This window comes from Nostoc mirabile CHAB5784 (assembly GCF_020829645.1).
GTDB classification, from domain to species: domain Bacteria; phylum Cyanobacteriota; class Cyanobacteriia; order Cyanobacteriales; family Nostocaceae; genus Nostoc; species Nostoc mirabile.
Map to the genome: position 1 here is coordinate 1 of NZ_JAIVFS010000009.1, position 24,022 is coordinate 24,022.

A 24,022-nucleotide genomic window follows, 5' to 3' on the forward strand; every position below is an offset into this window, starting at 1 on the left:
AAAGTCCAACATTTATTGCTGTATTATCCAAGTATGAAAAACATTATTTATTAGCGATAAGAAGTAATCATCGAGAGTTTAGCTTGCCAGAGCAAGAGGCTAAGTATGGTTTGTGGCAAGAGTTTGATATGAATCCTGTGTCCAAATATCGTGCATACCTCATCAGTTCTTCCTCAAAAGCTTTTGGTATACGGATTGTGCTTGTTTCTTTATGATTCCATGTAGATTTCCTGCCAGATTTTTCTCTATACCCTCCCCAGCTAGGGTTTAAGGCTTTTTTAGTAGTTTTTTTATTCACGTTCAACATGATTTTGTGGCTAAATCATGTTACCTCTAATCTATGCCATGACTTGGTTTTTTCACGGATATATTTGATTACTTCTCAATATTTCCGACATAGCAGCGCCTGTATTGTTCACAGTCTTCAAGGAATTTCAAAAATCTCAGCAAATCAGAGCATTTTTCTCTCACCAGAGACATAAAAGAGCGTTAGCCATTAATACCAATGACTAAGGACAAATGACTAATGACTAAAGATTTTCGTTAACCAAACCAGTGAGAGGGTTCACAAGCTGATTGAACTGTTTCACAAACATGATGGCTAATCCAATCTGACTTTTCTTGAACAATTAAACAAATGCCTTGGTGAATCAAATTCTGTAAATGTAGTTGCTGCTCTAAGGGTTTACGAGGCAATTTGTAATAAGCCAAGCTTCCTTCTTCAGCCTCCGCTAGCGGAATATGTCCGTCAGACATCGTGCTGTAAAAGGAGGGAATACGGTTGAGAACGAAAGTAATTAACTCTTGGCGTAAGTCAGGAATTGCAAAGGCTTGTTGATATGGATGGTATGGATATGTATCCAAAACGCTTTCAATCTCTCCTACTATCGATTGCTGTGTTAAATTGACTACCGTTTTCATGATTTTTAAACTCCTTTTTTAATCCCAATAGGCTTGGTGTTCGCGATATTTTGCCCCGGAAGCTCCCCCCAACCCCCCGATAAATTGGGGGGCTAAATTCCCTCCTTTTTAAGGAGGGTTAGGGAGGATCAAGTCTTAACTGAATCGTATTGTTTTTAATCCAGTCAATGATTGGTGGAAAAAACAAATTTTTTAGATGGCAACGTCGTCATGACAATCAGTTAGAAGTGATTCAACTGACAGATGCAATAGACACTGAAACTAGCCTTTTATCTTGGTCGAATATCAGACATTTGGCTTCGCTTATTTTAGTTAAAGTTTATACTGTTTTACAGCATGACTTATTAGAGCAGCGTCCAATATGCTGGGAAGTTCGCTACATTTTATATTTATAATCCTAATTATTTCAAATTTCTGCCTTTTTGGCAGAAATCTTCTACATAAAACGCAGCATCAAGGCTAGGGGATCAAGATTAACGGCAATAAAACAACTTGAATTAGGAACAAGTTTTTAATGAAGTTAAGCTCTGTTTTTAATTTACATCACTTTTTAGAGTTGCGGCAAAATTTGCTGTTTCATCTAAAAAACTTATTTGTTGCATGTTGATTTAGTAACTCAGAAAAATAGCGACTCGCTAGAGGGCAAAATCAGTCTAGCGACAGATGAAGGGATCAGACAAAAACGTTTAGAAAGTTCACATTATCTAAAGGTAGATGATGCAACTTATTATTAATTTCATCAGCAGCAGCTAATCCAGAAAGCATTGCACCTTCGGCAAGATTGCCGCCACACCAATCACCACAGCAAACTAAAGGTAAGGGAGTTCCGGTAGACAAAAAAGCTTCATGCCAAGGACGGCTAGGAAAGGCATAACGCCAACGATGTACTTGCATCCATTCGGGTGTATTCAGCCAAGGAAGGGACAGAGATTCAGCTGCTGGTTGCAACATAAGCTGTCCGACAGGTTGTAAATCCTGGGATTCTAGATGGCGTTGAGCGAAATCAGCGCTACTTTGCACCACAAAATGTGGTTGTTGAGGGTTTGGACGCTTGCTACTGTCCAAACCAATCCATGCTAAATCAGCATCATCCACAAAAGTTAGAGCTTTCCACTGAGGGAGTGGTTGGGATGTGGGAGAATATCCAGCGATGTCTGACGACAAGCCGCTTTGCGTCTACGCACTAATTGAAGGGTAAAATTCTACAGAACGCAAATTTTGAACCTCACACGACTCAAAGTCGCGTGATTCCTGCTTCAACGATCTCTGCCTGAAGTAATTCAGGACTTACAAGTTCTCGACAAGCGTTTAGAGCCTCCGGGATACCCACGGCGGCTATTAATCTCAAGCCCTCTCCCAATATGTTTAAACTTGCGTTTACGTCTCTCAAGTTGTAATTACTGCAACTAGGACAACACCATTCACGCAACTTTAAATCTTTAACTAGTGGGTTGACAAAACCACAACAGTTGCAAGTCTGAGATGAGGGATAAAACGTCCCAACTTTTTGCACAATTCTGTCATGCCACAAAGCTTTATATTCAAGCATGGTAACGAATTTTGACCAACTAGCGTCTGAAATACTCAAAGCTAATTTGTGATTTTTAACCATGTTAGCAACTCGCAAATCCTCGATACAGATAATACTGTTTTCTTTGATTAAACGAGTTGACAACTTATGCAGAAAATCATCTCTCAAATTCGTAATTCGTTCGTAAGTACGAGCCAGCTTGGTTTTTGCTTTGACTCTATTATTACTACCTTTTATACTGCGGGATAGCTTTTTGTGGCATGAGCGTAACTTACGAGTTTGAGTCCGGTAATATTTGGGATTATCTACAACTCCACCACTGCTTGTAACAAGATAAGATTTAATTCCCAGGTCTAGCCCAATATTTTTTGTGACTTGAGGGTATTTTTCTATCTCAGTCTCACACAAAATACTAGCAATATATTTACCAGATGAAGTGCGAGTTATGGTAACGTTTACAAGCTTACCTTGAATGTCTTGTGATTTGTGGAACTTTATCCATCCCAACTTGGGAAGCTTTAAACGATTCTCTATAATTTGAATATTGCCATTGGTGAGATTAGTTTTATAAGACTGCTTGCATCCATACTTCTTTTTGAATTTAGGAAAACCTACACTTTTCTTCCCTTTAGCCTTTTTAAGGTCAGCAAAAAAGTTTTTATATGCTGTCTCTAAATTCTTGAGGGAGTTCTGTAACGCAAACTTATCTACCTCTTGGAGCCATTCAATTTCTTTTTTTAGTGCAGTTAGCTGCTGACTGCAAGCATGATAGTTTAATGTTTTTTGCTCGGTACTGTATAACTCCTTTCTTAATGCCAAAAAGCGGTTGTACACATACCTGGCACAACCAATAGTCTTGTTGATTAAGACTTCTTGATTGTGGGTGGGAATGAGAGTTACTTTAAATGCTTTTTGGATGGTTGGCAACTTTTTGCAATTACTAGGATACATTTTAATTTTAACACGAACTCACACTCAATATAGAACGCCTAACTCATGACTTCTAGTCACGAGTGTGCGGCTAAAGACATCAAGAAAGACTGCATCCAATACACTTTCACCCAAAGGTTCCAACAGCATCACAGCTTGAGGTGCAGGAATGGCGACAACTAAAGCTATTACCCAGTTTAAAAAGAAGACACTGGTATAAGCGGAAAGTGCCACAAGATACAAAGTGTCCACAGCCTATGTCCCACGCTGTTGCGTGTTGGTTACTCCTACCTTCTACCTCCTGCCTCACCTCGACTGCGCTCGGCAACCACCTGCCTCCTGCCTTCTGAATTGTCATTAGTTATTCGTTATTATCAAAGGACAAAATTACTACTAATGACTGCTGAAAGCTAATAGTAGAATAAGGTACACAAAGCTGCATAGAAGGGAGGAAGGGAAATTGGATGAAATGAGGGCGGCGCTAGAGTTAGCGACCGAAGAAGAATTACAAGATTTAACGGCAATTCTATTTAGTCGTAAGTTCAATCCCCTAGACTATGTACACACACCCGAACCCATTGAAGTGCAAAGCCAAGACCGCAAAGCTTGGCTAGACGCACTAGAGGGCCGCTTTCGCTTTTTGGCGGCAGACGGGATGACAGTATTGCGGGGACGCACAGGCCAGGTAACTTACCGAGAAGCATTAGTTCACGTATGTAAGTATCTAAAAATTACCTATTCTAATCAGCTGGCAACCATTGATTTAGAATCAGAAGTATTTTTGCATCTGCTAGGACAAGTGTGGAAAAAATTGCCTGAACAAGAAAAGCAAAAATTGACTCTACAAGTGCAGCGTCAGCTTGTCAAATCAGAATTAAAAGAACCGCTACCACTTTTATTGCAACGTGACCCCTTGGGCTTACTTTTCAAAGGCGGTAGTGCGATCGCTGTTACTTCTATGCTTCAGCCACTTGTACTTAAACAAATTGCCCGTCAATTTGCCATCCACTTTGCTACTTATGAAGTAGCCAAACAAGCGGCGATTACAGGCTCACAAGCAGCTACAAAGCAGTTTCAAAGCTATGTAGCTATGCAAATGGCGCAACGGGGTATGACTGTGAATGCAGCTCGTTATGGGGCAGCCCGGACTATGTTTGCTGTGATTGGGCCAATAATGTGGACTTGGTTTTTTGCGGATTTAGGTTGGAGAGCGATCGCCACTAACTATGGTCGGATCATCCCGACTATTTTCACTTTAGCTCAAATTCGCCTCACTCGTGAGGAATGTTGGGAGCCAGCTTGAACAAGGTTTTTGACTATTTCAAGTCTCGTTGGCAATCTTCTTGGAACTACTCTCTATGGGCACTGTTAATCTTCCCATTGAGTCCTTTGGTGGGGGCTGTGACTATCGGTTTTGTCTCATTAATCACTTGGTTGAAACAATCCCGCAAAATTAGTCGCCGCCCCCTCAACTGGGGATTTGCCCTTTTGAGTGTCTTGCTGATCGTGAGTGCTGGGTTTGCCGATGATAAGACAGCAGCTTTCCTCGGCTTATTTAATTTATTACCCTTCTTTTTACTTTTCGTTGCCCATAGCGCCCTGATTCAAACATTTACCCAATTGCGGCAAATGGCTTGGGTTTTGGTGATCGGTTCCATGCCCCTGGTAATTATCGGCTTGGGGCAGTTATTTTTAGGCTGGAGTTTGAATTTAGAGATTTTATGGGTTGTGTTGAATTGGATAATCGTACCAGGAGGAAATCCGCCAGGTCGCATCGCTTCACTCTTCTTGCACGCTAACACCTTCGCAGCTTATCTAGCGATAATTTTCATTCTTGGTTTAGGGTTGTGGCTAGAAAACTATCAGCAACTAAGAGTCAAAAATAAACAGTCATTTCTCCCCCATCTCCCCAGTACAGACGGGATTAATCGCGTCTCTAGCCACTCTCCACTCCCCTTTCTCTTCCTAAGCGTGGCGATGATTACAAATTTCATCGCCTTGATTTTTACCAACTCGCGCAATGGGTGGGCGATCGCTATTTTTGCCTGTTTAGCTTATGCACTCTACCAAGGTTGGCGCATTCTTGTGGGTGGCGTCGCTGCGATCGTCTCTAGTGTGCTTTTGGCAGCTTTTGCTCCCTCGCCAGTCGCTCAAATTTTTCGTCAGTACGTTCCTGCCTTCTTTTGGGCAAGGTTAAATGATGACATGTATCCAGATAGACCAGTCGCTTTAATGCGAAAAGCTCAGTGGCAGTTTGCCTGGTCTTTAGCTCAGGAACATCCTTTGACTGGCTGGGGGTTACGCAGCTTTAGTGGACTCTACCAAGCGCAGATGCAGATTCCCTTGGGTCATCCCCATAACTTGTTTTTGATGTTATCTGCTGAAACTGGTTTTCCCAGTACTCTGTTATTTTTTGGCTTACTCGCTTGGATTTTGATTACAGGTGTCCAATTACTGCGAAAGTCAAAATATATAAATAAAGAAGACAGATTGATATTTTTCAGTTATCTTCTGGCTTTTGTTGGGTGGGTTCTATTCAATACAGTAGATGTAACCATATTCGATTTTCGTTTGAATGCGTTTTCATGGTTAATTTTGGCTGGCATCTGTGGAGTAGTACATCGTTATAACCTACATGACAGGCTTGCATCTCATCCAAATTAGTCAAGTCAGGAAATGACAAACAGCAACTTCAAATATCCATCATTTCATTTTCAGTGTATGCACTGGGGACATTTAGAGTTTCAAGTTAATAAGATTACTATATTCACGTCTGTGAGTGTGACTAATACCTAATTAGTTACTGTTGCTGATTGTTGGGAAGGTGTAGGGACAACCCTTTGGGGTTTTCCTGCATGACGGGCATCTCTTGTAGATGCCTTTTTGTATATATATTTATTATTTCTCTTCAGTTAAAGCACAATTTTAAAACCTATTGATTTGACGGAATATCTAAAAAAATCTTATCTTTCATCAAGGAATGTAAAACATGGTCACTGAAATGAAATTAGGTCTTTGTAACCCGCCAGAACCTATTTATTTGCATGTGAAAAGCGGAGAATTAAACGGAGAATCCTACCTATGGTATAACTACGATATAAATAATGATCAAACTATTCCTGTCCACAAAACAGGGCTAACTGGGTATATCTCTGAACTGAAATTAAAATCGGGAGAATTTAAGGGAAATGTCAACAATAAATTACACATCGTTGTTAGAGCGGATGAAATTTATGTTGTTAGGACTGGGATAGAAACGAACTTTGCTAAAACTTTCCTTTTAGCTGCATCATGTGTCCAGGATTTTTCCAAGCCCCTGATTATCGCTGCAATTGCTGGAAAAGAGAATGTGGTTTTTTGTAACCTCTACGACGCGGCGACTAAAACCAGGATTCGCTCTGAATGGAACAGAGATGCCGATTGGCTAGCAATCATTGATAGTGTTCAAACTAAGTTGCAGACATCTCAAAATTCCCATATTGTCTCTGGTGAGCCAATACTATTCTAGAAAAATTGTGGAGGCTGGGGAAGTTGGTTAAGCAATTTCTTTCCCAGCTTTATTCGCTACAACCTAACAAAATCGCATTGCTCCCTAACGGAGTGATGATTTGTTTTTTAGCTATGGCTCTAAGCCTTGGTTACGTTTTTCTTGGATGACTTGTTGTAGTTCATCTACTGAATTGAGACGTTTGCCATTAGACTGAACGTGTAATGCTAGGGCGTGAATTGCTTCGGTATCGCCACGATTTTGTAAAATATAATCTCGCAATTGCTTGCGTGTCATTTCTCTAAAGTTAGGCTTATTCATAATCAACCTCTGCTTCTGGATTAATTACTACAACTGTCTCTTCACTGCTATTACTACGATGTTATTTGTTCGCTCATCTAAGGTAACTCGGTATAACTGTTTCAATTGTTCTGAGGTTGGCTCCATTTCACCGCTCAACTTAGGCTAAACCCAAGTTTAAACTTTATTATGACTGCGATCGCACCCAATATTCTTAGGACTTACTCAAAAAACCTCTCAAACTCTTATTCCTCCGTGTCGCGCCAGTTGCTTCAAGTCGGGGAACCCGCAAGGGCGCACTGGCTTCTCTGCGTCGCGCCAGTTGCTTCAAGTCGGGGAACCCGCAAGGGCGCACTGGCTTCTCTGTGGTTCGATTTTCCGTTCCTTGTGCGTAAGTCCTGATTCTGATTGGCATTAAAGACTACGATAATCAGTATGGTGTAAGCTCTCGGTAAAATGGGTGTGTCGGTAACGAAAAAAAAGACGCATCCATAACCAACCTTATGCTCACAACAGCTAACTTTCTTCAGTACACCCAATGGTCAGGTATAGCTACCTTGCTATTTGCTGCCTTAACAGTTTTGGCTTTTATTCTCAAATGGGGCCTCCGCTTTCGCTTGGTGGGTACGACTGGCTTTATGCTGGTGGTGACGGCTGGTTTATTTGCACTCTCGATAGTCCCCTTGAGTCGGACTGTGATTCCAGGAGCAGCCCGGTACACTTTAGTTTATGACAATGGGTCAACACAAGCCGTGATTGCCACATCACCCCAAATTACACCCACACAATTAGATGCAACTTTACGTCAAGCAGTTAGTAATCTGTTTTCTTCTGGTCGCTCAGGTACACGGCAAGACGATAACTTGACAGTTCGCGCTCGTACCATTATCCACCCAGAGCCAGGGACTTCTGTACCAGTTTACTTGGGTGAGGCCAAGCGATCGCTCGTTTCTCGTGAAAATTCTGCGATCGCAATCGAAATTTACACAGAAAAATTCGCCCAATTGCCAAAACCTACCGCTTAAGAGGCAGTTCTTGCTGGGGGCAGGGGGAATTTTTGTACAAGTTTCTCCTTATCCCCTGTCTCATGCAAGAGGACAAAAATAATTTACCTGTTATCAGGATGACATAATTTATTTTGTATTTACCGATACATTTATAGTTATTTTTAGATTAAGATATTCACACTTTTAGTGGTTACACTTTGGGAAAAAGTTAATTAGCGTGCAGGTAATGGGTACTGGCAGTTGTGATTTGTCAGTTGTTATTCTAATTACCACTGTTGACATTTTCACAAGTCTTTGCAGCAAATGAATTAGCTGTCGGGGCGTACAGATAAATGTTCGCCCCTACGCACCTATCCATAGCTGGAATGACCATTGACAGATTATTCAGTTCTCAATCCCTTTTCTTGAGAATCTGAGAATGGTAATGTTAATTAATTATACGGTTATTCAAAACTTTGATAGTTCGGAATTTCAAGCTAATGGGCATTATAGATTCAAGCAACTTCGTGAAACTACTCTGTCTAGTTGATTGCTTGGCTCAAATCCAAATGAGTCGGGTGTAAGGTTGGAGCCATCCAAAAACCAGTTTGGCAACAAGTATTCCTTGTCACCAGTCTATTAGATTAAGAAATATCAAGGTTTTGGCAAACTAGATTATATGTCTAATCAAATTTCTACTCAACCTTCTTTGTCTACTCAAACCTCTAGTTCATTATTTACGCTCACAGTTGCCCCAGCAAAGGTAATCCGTGGTTCTGGGGTGTTGCAAGCAGCCGCAGCAGAGATCGCCTGTTTGGGAAGTCGTCCCTTAATTGTGGCGGGTGAGTCTACTCTCGCCATCAGCCGAAAAAATTTGCTCCCAGTTTTAGAAACGCAACAGTTACATACTGCCCAAGCTTCCTATGGTGCAGATTGCTGCGAAGCTAGCCTGAAATCTTTACAGAAGAAAGCAAAAGAACATAAAGCTGATGTAATTATTGGTGTTGGCGGTGGCAAAGCCTTAGATACAGCGAAATTAGTCGCGCATCAGTTACAGTTACCAGTGGTGACAATTCCGACATCAGCGTCTACTTGTGCAGCTTGGAGTGCCCTGTCGAATGTTTATTCCGAAGAGGGGGCGTTTCTTTACGATGTGGGGCTGTCTCGTTGTCCCGATTTATTGATACTTGATTATGACTTGATTAAAACTGCACCACAACGGACTTTAGTAGCTGGAATTGGTGATGCGATCGCTAAGTGGTATGAAGCGTCAGTTAGCAGTGGGCATTTGCAAGACACTTTAATTATTGCTGCGGTGCAACAAGCACGAGTTTTGCGAGATATCTTGTTGCAAAAGTCAGCCCCCGCCCTGAAAGAACCAGCTAGTGAGGTTTGGCGAGAAGTCGTAGACGCGACTGTTTTATTAGCTGGGGTAGTTGGAGGACTTGGAGGGGCACAGTGTCGCACAGTTGCGGCCCATGCCGTGCATAATGGTTTAACGCACATTTCAGGGCATGGCAGTATTCATGGCGAAAAAGTTGCTTTTGGAATTTTGGTGCAATTGCGTTTAGAAGAAATGCTACAAGGCAATCAACTAGCAGCATCGGCACGACAACAATTGTTAAAGTTCTACACAGAAATTGGACTGCCCCAAAAATTAAGTGATCTGGGATTGGGCAATATTACATTAGGCGAGTTGCAAACAGCGGCCGAAATTGCCCTAGTTCCTAATTCTGACATCCATCGACTACCGTTTAAAGTCGCGCCAGAACAGTTGATGGCGGCAATGGTTTCTACCACTGCACCCATAGATAGTAAAGATATGAATCGAGTTTCGCCCAAGGGAATCAGTGACGAGGTTGAAGCATGAGTTTAAATTGGATTGTCCCAGCAGAACGTATACAAAAACTGCCGCCCTATGTATTTGCCCGTTTAGATGAACTGAAAGCTAAAGCGCGGGAACAAGGGTTAGATTTAATTGATTTGGGTATGGGAAACCCCGATGGTGCAACACCAGCACCAGTTGTAGAAGCTGCGATCGCCGCCTTGAAAGATCCCGCCAATCACGGTTATCCTCCTTTTGAGGGGACTGCTAGTTTCCGCCGGGCGATTACCAACTGGTATCATCGCCGTTATGGTGTGGTTCTCGATCCTGATAGCGAAGCTTTACCGCTACTCGGTTCTAAAGAAGGATTAACCCATTTAGCACTTGCCTACGTTAACCCTGGCGATTTAGTTCTAGTTCCTTCCCCAGCTTATCCCGCCCATTTTCGGGGGCCAGCGATTGCAGGGGGGAAAATTCACAGCTTGATCCTCAAACCAGAAAATGACTGGTTAATTGATTTAGCTGCAATTCCTGACGAGGTTGCAATACAAGCTAAAATTCTCTATTTCAACTATCCCAGCAATCCCACCGCTGCCACCGCACCCCGCGAGTTTTTTGAAGAAATCGTCGCCTTCGCCCGCAAATATGAAATTTTGCTGGTGCATGACTTGTGTTACGCCGAGTTAGCTTTTGATGGTTATCAACCCACTAGCTTGCTAGAAATTCCTGGCGCCAAAGAAATTGGTGTGGAATTTCACACCTTATCTAAAACCTACAATATGGCTGGTTGGCGCGTTGGGTTTGTGGTGGGTAATCGCCATGTAATTCAAGGTTTACGGACACTAAAAACTAACTTGGATTACGGCATTTTTGCCGCATTACAAACAGCAGCCGAAACCGCCTTGCAACTGCCAGATGTGTATTTACACGAGGTACAACAACGCTACCGTACCCGCCGCGATTTCCTGATTCAAGGGTTAGGAGAGTTGGGTTGGGATATCCCCAAAACCAAGGCGACTATGTATCTTTGGGTGAAGTGTCCTGTGGGTATGGGTTCCACGGACTTTGCCTTGAATGTATTGCAGCAAACTGGCGTTGTTCTTACCCCAGGTAATGCCTTTGGGGTTGCAGGTGAAGGTTATGTCAGGATCAGTTTGATTGCCGACTGCGATCGCTTGGGTGAAGCTTTACATCGCTTCAAGCAAGCGGGCATCCGCTATCAACCTGAAAGCGTAGTTTCTACTTCAGAAGCGATCGCCGATCTCGTCAGTTGATTAGAGGAAGGAAACCCAACATTACATGACTAAAATGATTGCTGATCGTGTTTGGTATAATGTAAAAAAATAGAAAGAGTTAACAATGATTGGTACTAATATATACATCAGTCAAGAAACTCAAGAATCTCTAATTAAAGCTGCGGCTTTAAAAAAAATGTCTGTTGAAGAACTAGCTTCTTCTATTTTGAGTGAAAGTATCCAAGAAAAATTGGGGCAAATCAGCTATTCTTCGGAAAATAAAAGCAAATTTGCCGTTAATCCTCTTGGAGAAATGCAACCCTATGCTTATTTGGCAGATCCTAATGAACCCGTTATTTCTGATGATGATTGGGAAATGAATGAAAATTATGAAGTGAACGATTTGTGATCATTCTTGATACTCATATTTGGGTTTGGTGGAATCACAATGATTCAAAGTTGACTCCTCCCCACCGTGAAGCAATAAATAGGGAAAGACTTCATGGTTTAGGTGTTTGCTCCATAAGTTTGTTAGAGATTAGCAGACTTGTTACCCAAAATAAGTTAATTCTTCCATGTTCGATTCAAGAATGGTTCGATATTGCTTTGGCACAAGAGGGAGTAATTCTTCTATCAATCACTCCCCAAATTGCCATTGATTCATACTCCCTTCCAGGAAATTTTCATAAAGATCCAGCCGATAGAATTATCGTTTCAACAGCAAGAATGTATGATGTTCCTTTGGTGAGTGTAGATGAAAAAATACTTGCCTATTCTGATGTAAAAAGAATTCTTCCTTAATCTTTAGTGCGTAGACGCTTCTTCGGCTTGTCGTCAGACATCGCTGTTCTTATAGTGTCAGCATTCCACTCAAAAATTGCTAAACCCATAAAAGCATAAATGCCAATGCCCACGCTAGAATCTCTGAAACTGTAGTCTCTGCTGCACAATAGAGATAGCATACCCCGATCGAAATCTAATTCATGCAAACCCCCGCCGCCACTATTCCTCATTTAATTGCTGCGGGCTTTCACGCCCTTTCTGATCCACTCAGGATTAGTGTGCTGGAATTGCTACGAAAACGAGAATTATGTGTATGTGATTTGTGCGAAGCCTTGGGGGTTAGTCAGTCGAAACTATCTTTTCATCTGAAAACCCTCAAGGAAGCTGGCTTAGTTCACTCCCGCCACGAAGGACGCTGGATTTACTACAGTTTGAATTTACCCCAATTTAGTGTTTTAGAGGAATATTTGGCAGATTTTCACCATAATGGTGTAATTTCATCGGTGCGTCCCTGCTGCGATTAGCGACAAGTTTATCTATGCTTGGGTAATTGTCTAATATCATGTCCGCTTGATTGCTTATTAAATCCGAAGAACCCCACCCCCGCCAAAGCTACGCTTTGTCTCCCCTCCCCGCAAGCGGGAAGGGGCTGGGGGTAGGGTGCAATGACTGTGGGAATCATAACTAATTACCCGAACATGATATAACTGGTTCACGTATCAATATAGTTACAAGACGGTTGTTTTGTAACTATATTGCTTGACATATCAACTTTTTTTGAAATAAGATATATACATCAACTTTTCTTGAAATGAAGGGTTCTAAAGTGCCTACCAGAGGCATGAAATCAAATTTACAAAAATCGCTGGCGTATTGCTGGCGAGAAGCTTTAGCAGAAGGAATTGGCACCTTTATTTTGGTGTTTGCCGGGACTGGTGCAGTCATGGTGAACTCGATTAGTGGTGGCAGTATAACGCATATCGGTATCAGTTTTGTATTTGGTGCAGTCGTGACTGCGTTGATTTACGGAATTGGCCATCTGAGCGGCGCACACTTCAATCCTGCGGTGACCTTGGCATTTTGGACGAGTGGTTTTTTTCCAAAACAGCGAGTATTGCCGTATATTTTGGCACAATTAGTAGGTGCGATCGCAGCTTCAGCTTTACTACTAATTAGTTTAGGGCGAGTTGCGAATTTAGGGGCGACTCTACCACTGAATGGGAATTGGTTGCAATCTTTGGTGTTGGAGTTCGTTCTCACCTTTATATTGATGTTTGTAATTTTGGGTTCTGGACTAGATCGCCGCGCCCATATTGGTTTTGCTGGGTTAGCGATCGGGTTGACGGTGGGGATGGAAGCAGCATTTATGGGGCCAATTACAGGTGCAAGTATGAATCCAGCGCGTTCTTTAGGCCCGGCTTTGGTGGGAGGAATTTGGCTGCATCATTGGGTTTATTGGGTTGCACCCATTTTAGGAGCGCAATTAGCAGTAATAGTATATCGACAACTTTTCAACGGATTTAGCGATTTCAAAGAATAAAGGAGCAAGATTTATGGCGATTTTATTTCTATGACTGAAACAGAAAAGGATACAGAGCAACTAAATTTCTTTATGGGGATTATTAATTTTGAATTTTGTTAGCGCAGCGTAAAGCCTTCGGCATGGCAACGCTATGAGCGAGTCCGCGAGCGTCATTTTGAATTTTGAATTCGGAGCGAAGCGACGTGACCTCTTTCAAACATCCACCAAAAATATTGTTTTTATATGGTTCTTTGCGGGAGCGCTCCTATAGCCGCTTGTTAGCAGAAGAAGCCGCTCGAATCATTGAGGGATTGGGTGCAGAAGTCCGGTTTTTCAATCCTCATGAATTACCCATTTATGGCAGTGTGCCAGATACTCATCCCCAGGTACAAAAATTACGGGAATTGAGCATCTGGTCTGAGGGGCAAGTGTGGTCTTCTCCTGAGATGCACGGTAATATTACTGGCATTATGAAAAACCAAATTGACTGGATTCCTTTAAATTTAGGAGCAGTTAGACCGACTCAAGGCAAAACATTAGCAATCATGCAAGTAAGTGGTGGTTCTCAGTCTTTTAACGCTGTTAATACGCTACGAATTTTAGGGCGGTGGATGCGAATGTTTACGATTCCCAATCAGTCTTCGGTGGCGAAAGCTTACCAAGAGTTTAATGAAGACGGAACGATGAAGGATTCACCTTACCGCGATCGCGTCATCGATGTTATGGAAGAACTTTACAAATTTACGGTGTTATTGCGCGATCAGGTTGACTACCTAACAGACCGCTACAGCGAACGTAAAGAAAAAGCAGTACAAGAAACCGTTAGAGTAGCCAATAGTGCGCTTGAAATGAATACCAATTAAAGTTTATCAGATTTTTCTTCTGTCAACTTATCAAAAAATAACAACATCATGAAAAAAGTAATGTTTGTTTGTAAGCATAATTCCCGCCGCTCGCAAATGGCAGAGGGATTTACGCGAATATTAGGAGAAGGTAAAGTAGTTGTTGCTAGTTCAGGTTTGGCAGCAAGTGAGGTAGATCCTATCACTGTTAAAGTGATGTCAGAAGTTGGGATTGATATTAGCAATCAGACTTCTAAAGCTTTAAGTAATTTCAATGCTGATGATTATAATGCTGTGATTTCATTATGTGGTTGTGGTGTTAACTTACCCGAAGAGTGGGTGTTAAGAGATGTCTTTGAAGATTGGCAACTTGATGATCCAGCAGGGCAATCAATTGAAGTTTTTCGGCGGGTTCGAGATGAAGTTAAAGAACGAGTTGTGCAGTTAATTGAGTCTCTCAGTTAATTATGTCTTTTTAGATTTTAAAAGGATCGTAAGTTAGTTTGCAGGTTGCTACAACTATAAATCAGGTTTGCGATCGAGTTAATTATGTCTTTTTAGATTTTAAAAGGATCGTAAGTTAGTTTGCAGGTTGCTACAACTATAAATCAGGTTTGCGATCGCTTGAAGTAACTTAGCTGGTTCCACAGGCTTGGTGATATGTTGCCCAAATCCGGCGGCAATTGCCTGTTGATAATCAGCCTCAGCTGCGTAAGCTGTAAGAGCGATCGCCGGAATTGTCCCTCCCATCTCTTGTGACATGGCTCTGATTTGACGCATCAGCATATAGCCGTCTACTTGCGGCATTCCAATGTCGCTTAACAGCAGATTTGGCTGGAACTCAGGCATAATTCGTAGTGCTTCCATAGCAGATGCTGCCTGAGTTACTACCGCGCCAGACTGCTCCAGAATGAAAGCAATTAACTCTCGCGTATCACGCTCATCATCCACAAGTAGAACTTTCACCCCATTTAGATCAGGCGAATTATCAGGTTGTCTATCAATTTGATGGCTATTGAGATGAATGTTTATTAGAGGTAACATGACTGTAAAGGTTGCTCCCTGTTCTTCGCCCAAACTTTCAGCCTTAACTGTGCCGCCATGTAGCTCTACGATGTGACGAACAATAGCTAATCCTAATCCCAGTCCGCCGAATTTCCTGGTAGTTGCGCCATCAGCTTGTCGGAAGTAATCAAATACAAATGGTAAAAAATCGGGGCTAATTCCTTTACCTGTATCACTGACTCGAAGTTGAGCCTGAGAACCAACAGACTGTAAACTGATTTCTACCTGTCCACCTTGGGGCGTAAACTTAATAGCATTGGAAAGTAGATTCCAGATAACTTGCTGCAAGCGACCGGAATCACCAGTTACTAGGAATTTTGGATCGCACCTTTGGGACGCTGGAAGTGCAACTTGGATTTGGGATTTTAGATTGTCAGGTTGGTTGTTAAAATCGATAGATTCTAAATTTCTGTGAGAATTTTCTAATCCAAAATCGTTCGATGGTTCCTGAGCGTTCGCGTAGCGTCTCGTAGAGAAGTCGTTGGCGTAGCCGTTTGCGTAGTGTTCTGCAGGAAAGTCTAAAATAGTAAATCGCAAATTGATAGATTTGGCTTGGGCGGCTAGACGTATAGTTTCTATTGCAGATGCGATCGCAGTTTCCAGATTCACAGGAGCAATATTCAGACTGAGTTTACCTTGCAAAATGCGAGAGACATCCAACAAATCTTCAATAAGTTGAGTTTGAAGCTTGGCATTGCGCTCAATGGTTTCCAGAGCGCGAGTGGTGGTTGCTTGATCATACTTTTTAGTTTGCAGTAACTTCGACCATCCCAGGATCGGGTTTAGCGGTGTGCGAAGTTCGTGGGAAAGAACCGCCAAAAATTCATCTTTGATCCGATTAGCTTGGACTAATTGCTCTTTTTGCTGCTGTAACGAATCCATCAACTGAGCGCGTTCCAGAGCAACCGCCACCTGATCGGAAGTTGCTTGCAGCAGTGCAATTTCCCCAGAAGTGAAGCGGGTACGGGTGGAACTGGCAAAGGAGAGGACACCAAGCAGTTTTCCCTGAGCAATTAATGGTTGACCTGCATAAGCTGTGATTCCCAAAGCAATAAGGATGTCGGCATTTGGATGAGTAGAGTGCAGCACGTCATTGAGGACAATTTGATGACGTTCTTGCGCCACTAGTCCCCACATTCCTTGATTAAATTCCAGATATTGAATTGCTTGAAATACTTCATCAGTAATCCCGTTCCAACCCACTAACCGAAGTTTCTGCTTATTCTCGTGCGTCTCAATTAAATAGTGGAAGTAAAAATGCAAATCCATCTGCGCCGAGAGCTTGCTAAATAAGCTGTTCATTAGATCCAAGGGGCGCTCGGTTGAAAGCAAATCACTGGTTGTTTCAGAGAGCAGTTTGAGTCTTTCACTGCGCTCTTGCAAGGCAAGTTCTGCAAGCTGCCGTTCACGAAGGGTGCGTTCGCGTTCAGTGATGTCAACTGCAACCCCTCCTACCAGACATTGCCCAGATGCATCGGCAATGGGAAACTTATATACTAAAAATTCCCCCAGAGTACCATCTGTGCGTGGAGCAGACTCGATCGCTTCAATAACCTGATTTGTCTGGGCAACCATTCTAATGTTATCAAGGAAGGGTTGAGCGATTTGGGCTGGGTATAGGTCAAAAATGTTTTTATTAATCGCCTTATTTGTTGCTACATCGAATGTACTCAGATAAGTGGGGCTGAGGTAAAGTACACGTCCGTCTGCATTCGTAATCCATGCTGCGGCTGGAATATTGTCCATAAAAGCTTGAAATTGCTCTTGACTCTGACTCAGCGCTTTTTTAGCTTGCTGGAGATCACTAATATCAAGAATGAATGCAACTGAGTTCTGTTGAGATTCGCCTAACAGAGAGTAGCCAACTACAACCGGCACACTAGAACCATCCTTGCGAATGCATTCCTTCTCATAAGGAGTACAGGTTCCCTTTGCTGTTGCCTCGGCAATAGCCAGTTCATCTAAATATTGGTATTCAGGAGGCGTGATATCAGTCCAGCGTAGTCTGCCTGCCTGGATATCTGCTTGGGTATAGCCCACAATTCGCAAGAACTCGTCGTTGGCTTCAGTGATGCTACCGTTCACATCACCAAAGAGAATGCCAACTATATTCGCTTTTACAAAACTCCTGAGGCGTTCTTCACTTGCTTGGACTGCCTTCTCTGCTTGCTTGCGTTCGCTGATATCTGTAGTGCTGCCAACTAAGCGGACTGGTTTTCCATCACCATCTCGCTGCACCACTATTCCCTGATCCAATACGTAGACGTACTGGTTATATTGGTTGCGAATGCGATACTCGGCAGCATAGCGATCGCCATTTGCCAAAGCGATCGCCGCATCTTCTTCTACACGTTGCAAATCCTCTGGATGGACAAGCTGACGCCACCAACTACCTGTTGGTTGGGCGATGTCGAGAGAATAACCCAAAATTCTGGTTAACCCCTCGGTTCTTTCAACGGTATCCTGCTCTATATTCCAGTCATAAATGAGACAGTTGACCGCAGCAGATGCTAACTCAAAACGCTCGTTAGCTAATCTCAGGCGTTCCTCTTTCTCCCGCAAAGTTTGTTCTACTTGCTTGCGTTCGCGTAGTGCAGCTTGCTGTTCGCTCAAATCAACAACGAAGCCAATGACCTTTTCTTGAGTATCTCCCACGAGGACAGAACCGAGCAAAACGGGAATGCGATCGCCATTTTTGCAGATGTATTCCTTCTCAAAGGGTTTACATACTCCGGTTGTTCTAAGTTCTTCTACTGAACGTTCACTTAAAAGAAGATACTCGTGTGGGGTAATCTCACGCCAGTTCATTTGGTTAGCGGCAAAATCTTCTCGTGTATAGCCCACCATCTTCAGAAAAGCATCATTGGCTTCTATGATCGAGCCGTTGTTCATATCAGTTACGATAACTCCAATGATGTTGGATTCTGCTAGGCGGCTAAACCGCATTTCGCTATTTTGCAACAACTTTAAGCTTGTCTCTGCCTTGCGTCTGGCAGTTCGTAACTCTGAAGAGAGGGCGGTAATTAAGAAGGATACTAGTGAGAATGAGGTTAATCTTACCAAGACGTTCGGGCTGAGGAAATCGAAGGAGTAGACTGGCTCGATCAAAAAATAGAGCGCAGTTGTAACAGAAAGAGCGCTCGCTAGTACTCCAAGTCTCATGCCGCCATACCAGGCACTGATTGCCACAGCAGCATAAAATAATGTAAATACGCTCGGATCGAAGACTGGCAACAACAGTCGCGTCAGCAGCAGTGCCGCCATGACCGCCAGAATCATCACACCATAGGTTAGTAACCAAGAGCGCATCATCAAAATTTTTTCGAGTACTTTTACCATCATCTTAAGAGTCCTCCCGTTGCTTTGCCTTTAGGAGATACTCGTTCAGTAGTCTTTTACCTGGTTCGCCCATTTTCTGTAACATTTCTTCAATTAGCTTTAGTGCCATCTGTGAAGGCACTGTAGATCCGTTCTCCCAGCGATTAACTGTTCGCAGGGAAACTCCCAACTTGGCTGCAAACTTTTCCTGAGAGAGATCGAGCTGCTGCCGAAGTTCACGGATTAAATCTGAAATTTTTAGTGACTTTCCTAGTTCCATAATAGGAAGAGTAGGACAGGTGTCTCGCCATTTGTCTCCAGCTTGAGGAAGAATTTAAACTGTCATTAGTTATTATCAATTTCATCTTTTGGCTAAATACCAATATTATTTATTAGTCCTCATGAATTCCTGTTCACTGATTTAAGTCCTCACCATACTTTTGATAACTGTTAACTGTTTTAACATGGTGCGACAAAAACTTCTTGAGACAAAATAACTGTAGAAGGTAACTATAAAATAAATATTAATTTTTGTCAGGTGCGTGATGCCAAAATAATATTATAAGAGCTTTAATAATTTTCAAGGATCATGCACCGCCAAAAATCTATGAGTGGTGTATTACATGTCATAGTTCGTAACCTACTTAATATTTTATAATACAGCAGATTTCAAGGAAAGTGAGGTACACAAGCTCGCGTCTGTTATCCAAGTATAAAGCGTGTTTTACTCCTGAATTCTGTATTCTGAATTCTGAATTCTGCTGTATATATAGCAGCAATCCTAAATCATTCGTGAAAAGTTAGATCCGGCGAATTTTAACAACTTAGATAGGATTGCTACAGATATGCTGAATACATAAGTTTTATCTAATACTTTGCATTTATAAGTGTTTGCAAAACATCTAGTTAATTTTACTTCTAAGGTAAGATGCCAATGGCAAAGCTATAAAGCTACAATAAGATTTAAATAAAATTTTTGCCTAATTAACTAGTTCCGTGGGTTTAAGTCCCCCGGTTCTATAATCGGCAAGTTTTGTGTTGGGGTTAAATCCACATTACAAAACAAAATTTACGTTAGCGCAGCGTAAAGCCTTCTCTTCTCCCAAGGGGAGACGCTAACGCGAACGAGAGGCTTCGCCAACGGCATGGCTTCGCTTAGAGCGAGTCCGCGAGCGTCATTACGAATTACGAATTACGAATTATTTAATATCATTGTTTTGATTAATCAACACTCCGAAAACCTCCTAAACACTCAACTGGAAAATGCACCAGGTGAAGACTATATATTTAGCTGGTTTGATTGGTTTTGTCTTTGGTATCCTCCAGGCTGGCTAATTATATTTAACCGTCATTGGCAGCACTATCATACCGATTCAGACGGTTGGAATTGGCCCGAATATGGATTATTTTTAATTCCTGGCGGATTTTATCTGGCGCTGCTGAGTCGTTGGTTCCGTCTTGGTTTTCGTTCACCCCGAACAGAAGTTAGTGAATTTGATTCCAAATATCAACAAGCTTTTCGCAAAGAAGTTCTCGGCCCCATCGTCAAATACTATTTTCGTGGAGAATTACAACAAGTCGAAAACTTGCCGCAAACAGGGCCATTGATTGTGGCGATGAACCATGCAGGGATGAGCTTTCCTTGGGATTTTTTGACTTTAGGTTATTTATTAAGTGAAGCTAGAGGATGGGTGTTACAACCCGTAGCAAGTCCAGCATTATTTGAGCATCCTTGGATGATTTGGTGGCTACCACCTAAATGGTCGCAGGTTTTGGGTGGTGTGCGAGCCGAATTAGATGATTTTGAAGCAGCGATCGCCCAAGGTAAAATTCTCTTATATGCACCCGAAGGTATCCGCGGCCCTCTGAAAGGTTGGAAGAGACGCTATCAACTAGAAAAGTTTGATGTAAGTTTTATTAAGTTGAGCGATCGCTATCAAATTCCTATTCTGCCAGTAGTTTGCATCGGTAGTGAATCTTTACATCCTTGGGCTGTTAATGTCAAAAAATTACAACGACTAGTCAAATTACCATTTTTGCCTATCTCGCCTTTAATGCTTGCCTTAATTCTGTTTCCTTCAATGGGAGTTTGGGCAATGAGAACTCGCCTGCATTACTTTATTCAGCCTTTGGAACCAGCAGAATTGCACAACTATTCAAACAAAGGGCGTACAGTAGCTTATCGGCAGGCACAACAATTACGAGAAAAACTGCAAATTAAAATTAATCAGTTATTGAGATAAATTTAATCCTATAGCAATCCGATTTGATTTTTGGGCGTTGCTGAATCAAGGGATGATTCTTGTAGGGTGGGCGTCTCGCCCGCCCTGAAATACAAGGGACGGGCAAGATGCCCATCCCACAAAACTAGCAAAATCATCCCGCAAATATGCAACGCCGATTTTTGAACTTCTTTACGTTTGTCAGTCTTCTTTAGAAAACTTTAGCTAAATGAAGTACACAGGTAGGGGCACAGCACTGCTCATTGGTGTCAACTTAAGCTCAAACCTATGTCCCACAACCGTTCTACCCCACCCCTCAATCCCCTCCCCAAAGCATCGGGGAGGGGAGGTTTTGCGTCAGCAAAGCCGGGGTGGGGTAATGCGGATCGTGATGGTAAGTGAATGAACTCAATATCACGTCTTGACAAGGGTTTCACGTTAAGTTGACACCTATGAGCACTGCTGTGCCCTTAAGATCATCTGTACCTCACGTAATTATGCAATCTGCTGTAAGCTGTTCCACATTTAAATTGCATAATTACGGCGGGCAAGATGCCCACCCCACAAGAGTTATATAAATTTTAGATATGCAAACTAGATGTGGTTTAGCTTATTAGCCTCAGAATTCATTGAAAGTCGGCGGGAAACTCAATTCCCAAGAGTTGGGTGTTCCGGGATAGTCGCCCCGTCGCTTGGGCCAAACAGGGCATTGGGCATTGGTGACTCTTCCCCATGACGGCAGTTGCTCTCGCGCGGGGTGAACCCCTGCGTACCCGTCACTGCCTCCCCCATACTTCGGCTTCGCTCAGTACAAGTGCCCTATTCCCCATGCCCAAAAACTCCATCCCGCAAGTGGCGTGGAGTTTTTTATTCTGAGGCGGTTGCTGAAACTCGTGCAAGATATCAGTTTAACCAAAATTACGATATTCATAACCAACATCACGACATTCATAACCAACATCACGACATTCATAACCAACATCACGACATTCATAACCAACATCACGACATTCATAACCAACATCACGACATTCATAACCAACATCACGATATTCATAACCAACATCACGATATTCATAACCAACATCACGATATTCATAACCAACATCACGATATTCATAACCAACATCGTAATATTTCGGTGTAATTATTCAATTGATTTTTCCATAATAAAATTTATTAGCTTTTGCCCTCTACGTTCTACCTCTTGCTGTTTTACAACAATAAAGTTCTGGCTTTCAAAAAAAGGTTTAGCTGTAATACTAGCTTCTGTAAATAACTTTTCAATTTTCAAAGATTTTGCTTTTAATTCAAGCTGTTTTAATATTTTCTTACCAATCCCTTTTCTTTGAAAATCTTTATGACAGTAAAAACGATCAATATGTCCATTAGCCTCTAATTCCCCAAAACCAATAATTTTACCCTGCTCCTCTGCTACATAAGTAAACTTACTTCCTAAACCTTTAATCCATACGTCAATATCCATATTTGCTGGCGCCCAAGCGTCTACTTGTTCTTGTGTGTAATCATGAATATTCACTTCATGAACAGTGTCGTAGAACAATTTCATAATTTCTTCGGTATCAGCTATTTCGTATATTCTTAATCTCATAAAAAAGGTAATTAATCACAAATAACTCTACTAGAAATATTATCAGCGCTGGCGGGTCTACTTCAGCTTCCGAGTGCAGTACAGTTTTGACCTCACTTCCATTCCTCTCTCCTAAAAGGAGAGAGGCTTTGAGTCTTACTCCCCTTCCCTTGAAAGGAAGGGGTTGGGGGTTAGGTCTGTATTGGACTCAACTGCAAGCTGCTATATACAGCAAAATTTATTAGATGAAACTTTTATATACACAATTTTATAGTACAAGTATACTAATTAACTGCTAAAATGCCTTAAAAGTCAGCTAGCTTTGCTTGAGGTAGTATGAAAAAAATCCAAGACACGGACAAAAAGCCCATTTTGCTGTTCCAGCCTACATCTGTAATTACTGCTATAGTGCCACTGCAACCCCAAGAGGAAAAAATCATCAGTGAACGGGAGCGTTTTATAACACAAGTCGAACGCATCAATCAGATGGCGGGAGAGTTAGAAGCAGCGATATTAGAGTTGAAAGCGATCGCTAACACACTGAATACTCAAAAACCTTACCCATTCTTGATAAAGCAGCTATGCAAAAATATTTGTCAGTATTTCGCAGTTAGGGTGCCTTGGGTGAAGCGAAAGTCTAACGAATCATTTATTTTGACAACGCGAAAAGTTGATTTATTCCGAGCTGAAAGGGAAGCCGCACTGCTAGCACAGCAACTTCGTCAGCAAACCAAAAAAAGATTAGCATCGCAGCGACACAGAAAAAACAAGAATGGGGCTGAGGCTGACACAAAACGCTTCCTCAAAAAGGTATTAGTCAACAAATCTTAAAATTATCAACATTTAACGCCAGATCACCCTGAGGTTGTAACAGTTATGCTGATTAAAGTGGCAGAAGGAAATTCTTGCTCAAAATTACTCACTACACTGCCATTGCTAATTGCTACCAACTGTGGTATTAAGTAGGCAAACCTGCCCTAATATTTGCACTTCCGTAAAACCAGAGTGCAACATCAGGCACAATCAATCAGCGCACAGAAGAGGTAAAAAGAAGGTGTTAAAGACACTTTTAGTGATTGCCGTTGGTTTTTTACCGTCCCTGATTTCTCTGTGGGCGATCCGCAAAACCCATGCGCGATCGCGCTTACCGATGAGGCAAGCAGCCATGAATTTTCCAGTAGTGCAGGGACGACAAAACCTTAGACCTGTAGAAGGCGATCGCTATTATTTAGAAGGCGTGGGTTATCTGATTGGCGATATCAGCTGCAAATTTAATGCCCGATCTGGCTACATGCGTTGTGCTGTCAATCCTGAAGGCCCCTGTAATGGTTGCCGTCACTACGAACCTAAGGAATTAGCTGGTAGTGAAAAAAGGGCTTAATAAATTTTACCTGCCTAATACTCAAACAATCTCAAATTACTAAAGAAGGGGAAGGGGATAACTGGGGAGAGAGCAATTTATCC

24 protein-coding genes and 2 pseudogenes are annotated in these 24,022 nt (G+C 42.2%); 17 read left to right on the forward strand and 9 right to left on the reverse strand.

Annotated features, from left to right (window positions below; genetic code table 11):
* A pseudogene (locus LC653_RS08565) lies at positions 1-215 on the forward strand (hypothetical protein); the annotation flags it as partial.
* Positions 216-543: 328 nt separating this feature from the next.
* Here the strand turns inward: LC653_RS08565 and LC653_RS08570 are convergent.
* From LC653_RS08570 to LC653_RS08585, 4 genes and pseudogenes are all read right to left on the reverse strand, one after another.
* A complete protein-coding gene (locus LC653_RS08570) occupies positions 544-921 on the reverse strand; it encodes a hypothetical protein (RefSeq protein ID WP_229494087.1) in 378 nt (125 codons plus the stop codon).
* A 672-nt stretch (positions 922-1,593) separates the two neighbouring features.
* A pseudogene (locus LC653_RS08575) lies at positions 1,594-2,145 on the reverse strand (NAD(P)/FAD-dependent oxidoreductase); the annotation flags it as partial.
* Between the two features lie 10 nt (positions 2,146-2,155).
* Entirely contained in the window at positions 2,156-3,403 is a 1,248-nt protein-coding gene (gene tnpB, locus LC653_RS08580) for an IS200/IS605 family element RNA-guided endonuclease TnpB (RefSeq protein WP_229494088.1), read from the reverse strand.
* 24 nt (positions 3,404-3,427) lie between these two features.
* On the reverse strand, positions 3,428-3,634 hold the full coding sequence (locus LC653_RS08585) for a hypothetical protein (protein WP_229494221.1): 207 nt from the start codon (positions 3,632-3,634) through the stop codon (positions 3,428-3,430).
* A gap of 208 nt (positions 3,635-3,842) precedes the next feature.
* Here LC653_RS08585 and LC653_RS08590 point away from each other — a divergent pair, with 208 nt between their 5' ends.
* From LC653_RS08590 to LC653_RS08600, 3 genes are all read left to right on the forward strand, one after another.
* Positions 3,843-4,685 carry a YaaW family protein gene (locus LC653_RS08590; RefSeq protein WP_229494089.1) on the forward strand — a complete coding sequence of 281 codons (843 nt, stop codon included), beginning with the start codon at positions 3,843-3,845 and terminating at the stop codon, positions 4,683-4,685.
* On the forward strand, positions 4,667-6,046 hold the full coding sequence (locus LC653_RS08595; protein ID WP_229494090.1) for an O-antigen ligase family protein: 1,380 nt from the start codon (positions 4,667-4,669) through the stop codon (positions 6,044-6,046). Before LC653_RS08590 ends, LC653_RS08595 begins: the two co-directional genes overlap by 19 nt.
* Positions 6,047-6,371: 325 nt before the next feature.
* Positions 6,372-6,890, forward strand: coding sequence for a hypothetical protein (locus LC653_RS08600; RefSeq protein ID WP_229485238.1), 519 nt, complete (start codon positions 6,372-6,374; stop codon positions 6,888-6,890).
* 111 nt (positions 6,891-7,001) lie between these two features.
* Here LC653_RS08600 and LC653_RS08605 read toward each other — a convergent pair whose 3' ends face one another.
* Positions 7,002-7,190, reverse strand: coding sequence for a DUF6887 family protein (locus tag LC653_RS08605; RefSeq protein WP_229461752.1), 189 nt, complete (start codon positions 7,188-7,190; stop codon positions 7,002-7,004).
* A gap of 482 nt (positions 7,191-7,672) precedes the next feature.
* On the opposite strand from LC653_RS08605, the gene LC653_RS08610 reads away from it, so the two are divergent.
* The 5 genes from LC653_RS08610 (at position 7,673) to LC653_RS08630 (ending at position 12,016) form a co-directional block, all read left to right on the forward strand.
* Positions 7,673-8,194, forward strand: a complete 522-nt coding sequence (locus LC653_RS08610; protein ID WP_229494091.1) for a Ycf51 family protein — start codon at positions 7,673-7,675, stop codon at positions 8,192-8,194.
* A gap of 640 nt (positions 8,195-8,834) precedes the next feature.
* The gene (locus tag LC653_RS08615; protein ID WP_229494092.1) at positions 8,835-10,025 is read left to right on the forward strand and encodes an iron-containing alcohol dehydrogenase family protein; all 1,191 of its coding nucleotides are present in this window, start codon (positions 8,835-8,837) and stop codon (positions 10,023-10,025) included.
* A complete protein-coding gene (locus tag LC653_RS08620; RefSeq protein WP_229494093.1) occupies positions 10,022-11,254 on the forward strand; it encodes an aspartate aminotransferase in 1,233 nt (410 codons plus the stop codon). Before LC653_RS08615 ends, LC653_RS08620 begins: the two co-directional genes overlap by 4 nt.
* A gap of 85 nt (positions 11,255-11,339) precedes the next feature.
* Positions 11,340-11,624 (forward strand): hypothetical protein, encoded by a 285-nt coding sequence (locus tag LC653_RS08625; protein WP_229494094.1) that lies wholly within the window; start codon positions 11,340-11,342, stop codon positions 11,622-11,624.
* Positions 11,621-12,016, forward strand: coding sequence for a type II toxin-antitoxin system VapC family toxin (locus LC653_RS08630; RefSeq protein ID WP_229494095.1), 396 nt, complete (start codon positions 11,621-11,623; stop codon positions 12,014-12,016). The genes LC653_RS08625 and LC653_RS08630 overlap by 4 nt, the downstream gene beginning before the upstream one ends.
* On the opposite strand, the gene LC653_RS08635 is transcribed toward LC653_RS08630, so the two are convergent.
* Complete coding sequence (locus tag LC653_RS08635) at positions 12,013-12,204, reverse strand: hypothetical protein (protein WP_229494096.1); 192 nt, start codon at positions 12,202-12,204, stop codon at positions 12,013-12,015. The genes LC653_RS08630 and LC653_RS08635 overlap by 4 nt on opposite strands.
* Between LC653_RS08635 and LC653_RS08640 the strand changes: the two genes are divergently transcribed.
* From LC653_RS08640 to arsC, 4 genes are all read left to right on the forward strand, one after another.
* Positions 12,199-12,522, forward strand: a complete 324-nt coding sequence (locus tag LC653_RS08640; RefSeq protein ID WP_229494097.1) for an ArsR/SmtB family transcription factor — start codon at positions 12,199-12,201, stop codon at positions 12,520-12,522. The genes LC653_RS08635 and LC653_RS08640 overlap by 6 nt on opposite strands.
* Before the next feature lie 317 nt (positions 12,523-12,839).
* Positions 12,840-13,538, forward strand: coding sequence for an MIP/aquaporin family protein (locus tag LC653_RS08645; protein WP_229494098.1), 699 nt, complete (start codon positions 12,840-12,842; stop codon positions 13,536-13,538).
* Positions 13,539-13,723: 185 nt separating this feature from the next.
* Positions 13,724-14,383 (forward strand): arsenical resistance protein ArsH, encoded by a 660-nt coding sequence (arsH, locus tag LC653_RS08650; protein ID WP_229494099.1) that lies wholly within the window; start codon positions 13,724-13,726, stop codon positions 14,381-14,383.
* 48 nt (positions 14,384-14,431) lie between these two features.
* Positions 14,432-14,827 carry an arsenate reductase, glutathione/glutaredoxin type gene (gene arsC / locus LC653_RS08655; RefSeq protein WP_229494100.1) on the forward strand — a complete coding sequence of 132 codons (396 nt, stop codon included), beginning with the start codon at positions 14,432-14,434 and terminating at the stop codon, positions 14,825-14,827.
* A 99-nt stretch (positions 14,828-14,926) separates the two neighbouring features.
* Here arsC and LC653_RS08660 read toward each other — a convergent pair whose 3' ends face one another.
* Positions 14,927-18,769, reverse strand: a complete 3,843-nt coding sequence (locus LC653_RS08660; protein WP_229494101.1) for a PAS domain S-box protein — start codon at positions 18,767-18,769, stop codon at positions 14,927-14,929.
* Position 18,770: 1 nt separating this feature from the next.
* Positions 18,771-19,025, reverse strand: a complete 255-nt coding sequence (locus LC653_RS08665; protein ID WP_229452375.1) for a helix-turn-helix domain-containing protein — start codon at positions 19,023-19,025, stop codon at positions 18,771-18,773.
* A gap of 937 nt (positions 19,026-19,962) precedes the next feature.
* On the opposite strand from LC653_RS08665, the gene LC653_RS08670 reads away from it, so the two are divergent.
* Positions 19,963-20,988: a lysophospholipid acyltransferase family protein gene (locus LC653_RS08670; RefSeq protein ID WP_229494215.1), complete on the forward strand. Its 1,026-nt coding sequence runs from the start codon at positions 19,963-19,965 to the stop codon at positions 20,986-20,988.
* Positions 20,989-21,781: 793 nt separating this feature from the next.
* Complete coding sequence (locus LC653_RS08675; RefSeq protein ID WP_229494102.1) at positions 21,782-22,114, forward strand: hypothetical protein; 333 nt, start codon at positions 21,782-21,784, stop codon at positions 22,112-22,114.
* On the opposite strand, the gene LC653_RS08680 is transcribed toward LC653_RS08675, so the two are convergent.
* The gene (locus LC653_RS08680) at positions 22,115-22,579 is read right to left on the reverse strand and encodes a GNAT family N-acetyltransferase (protein WP_229494103.1); all 465 of its coding nucleotides are present in this window, start codon (positions 22,577-22,579) and stop codon (positions 22,115-22,117) included. It abuts the gene before it with no gap.
* 315 nt (positions 22,580-22,894) lie between these two features.
* Between LC653_RS08680 and LC653_RS08685 the strand changes: the two genes are divergently transcribed.
* Both LC653_RS08685 and LC653_RS08690 read left to right on the forward strand, forming a co-directional pair.
* On the forward strand, positions 22,895-23,389 hold the full coding sequence (locus tag LC653_RS08685) for a hypothetical protein (RefSeq protein ID WP_229494104.1): 495 nt from the start codon (positions 22,895-22,897) through the stop codon (positions 23,387-23,389).
* A gap of 223 nt (positions 23,390-23,612) precedes the next feature.
* Entirely contained in the window at positions 23,613-23,939 is a 327-nt protein-coding gene (locus LC653_RS08690; protein WP_229494105.1) for a DUF6464 family protein, read from the forward strand.
* The last annotated feature ends 83 nt before the right edge of the window (positions 23,940-24,022 follow it).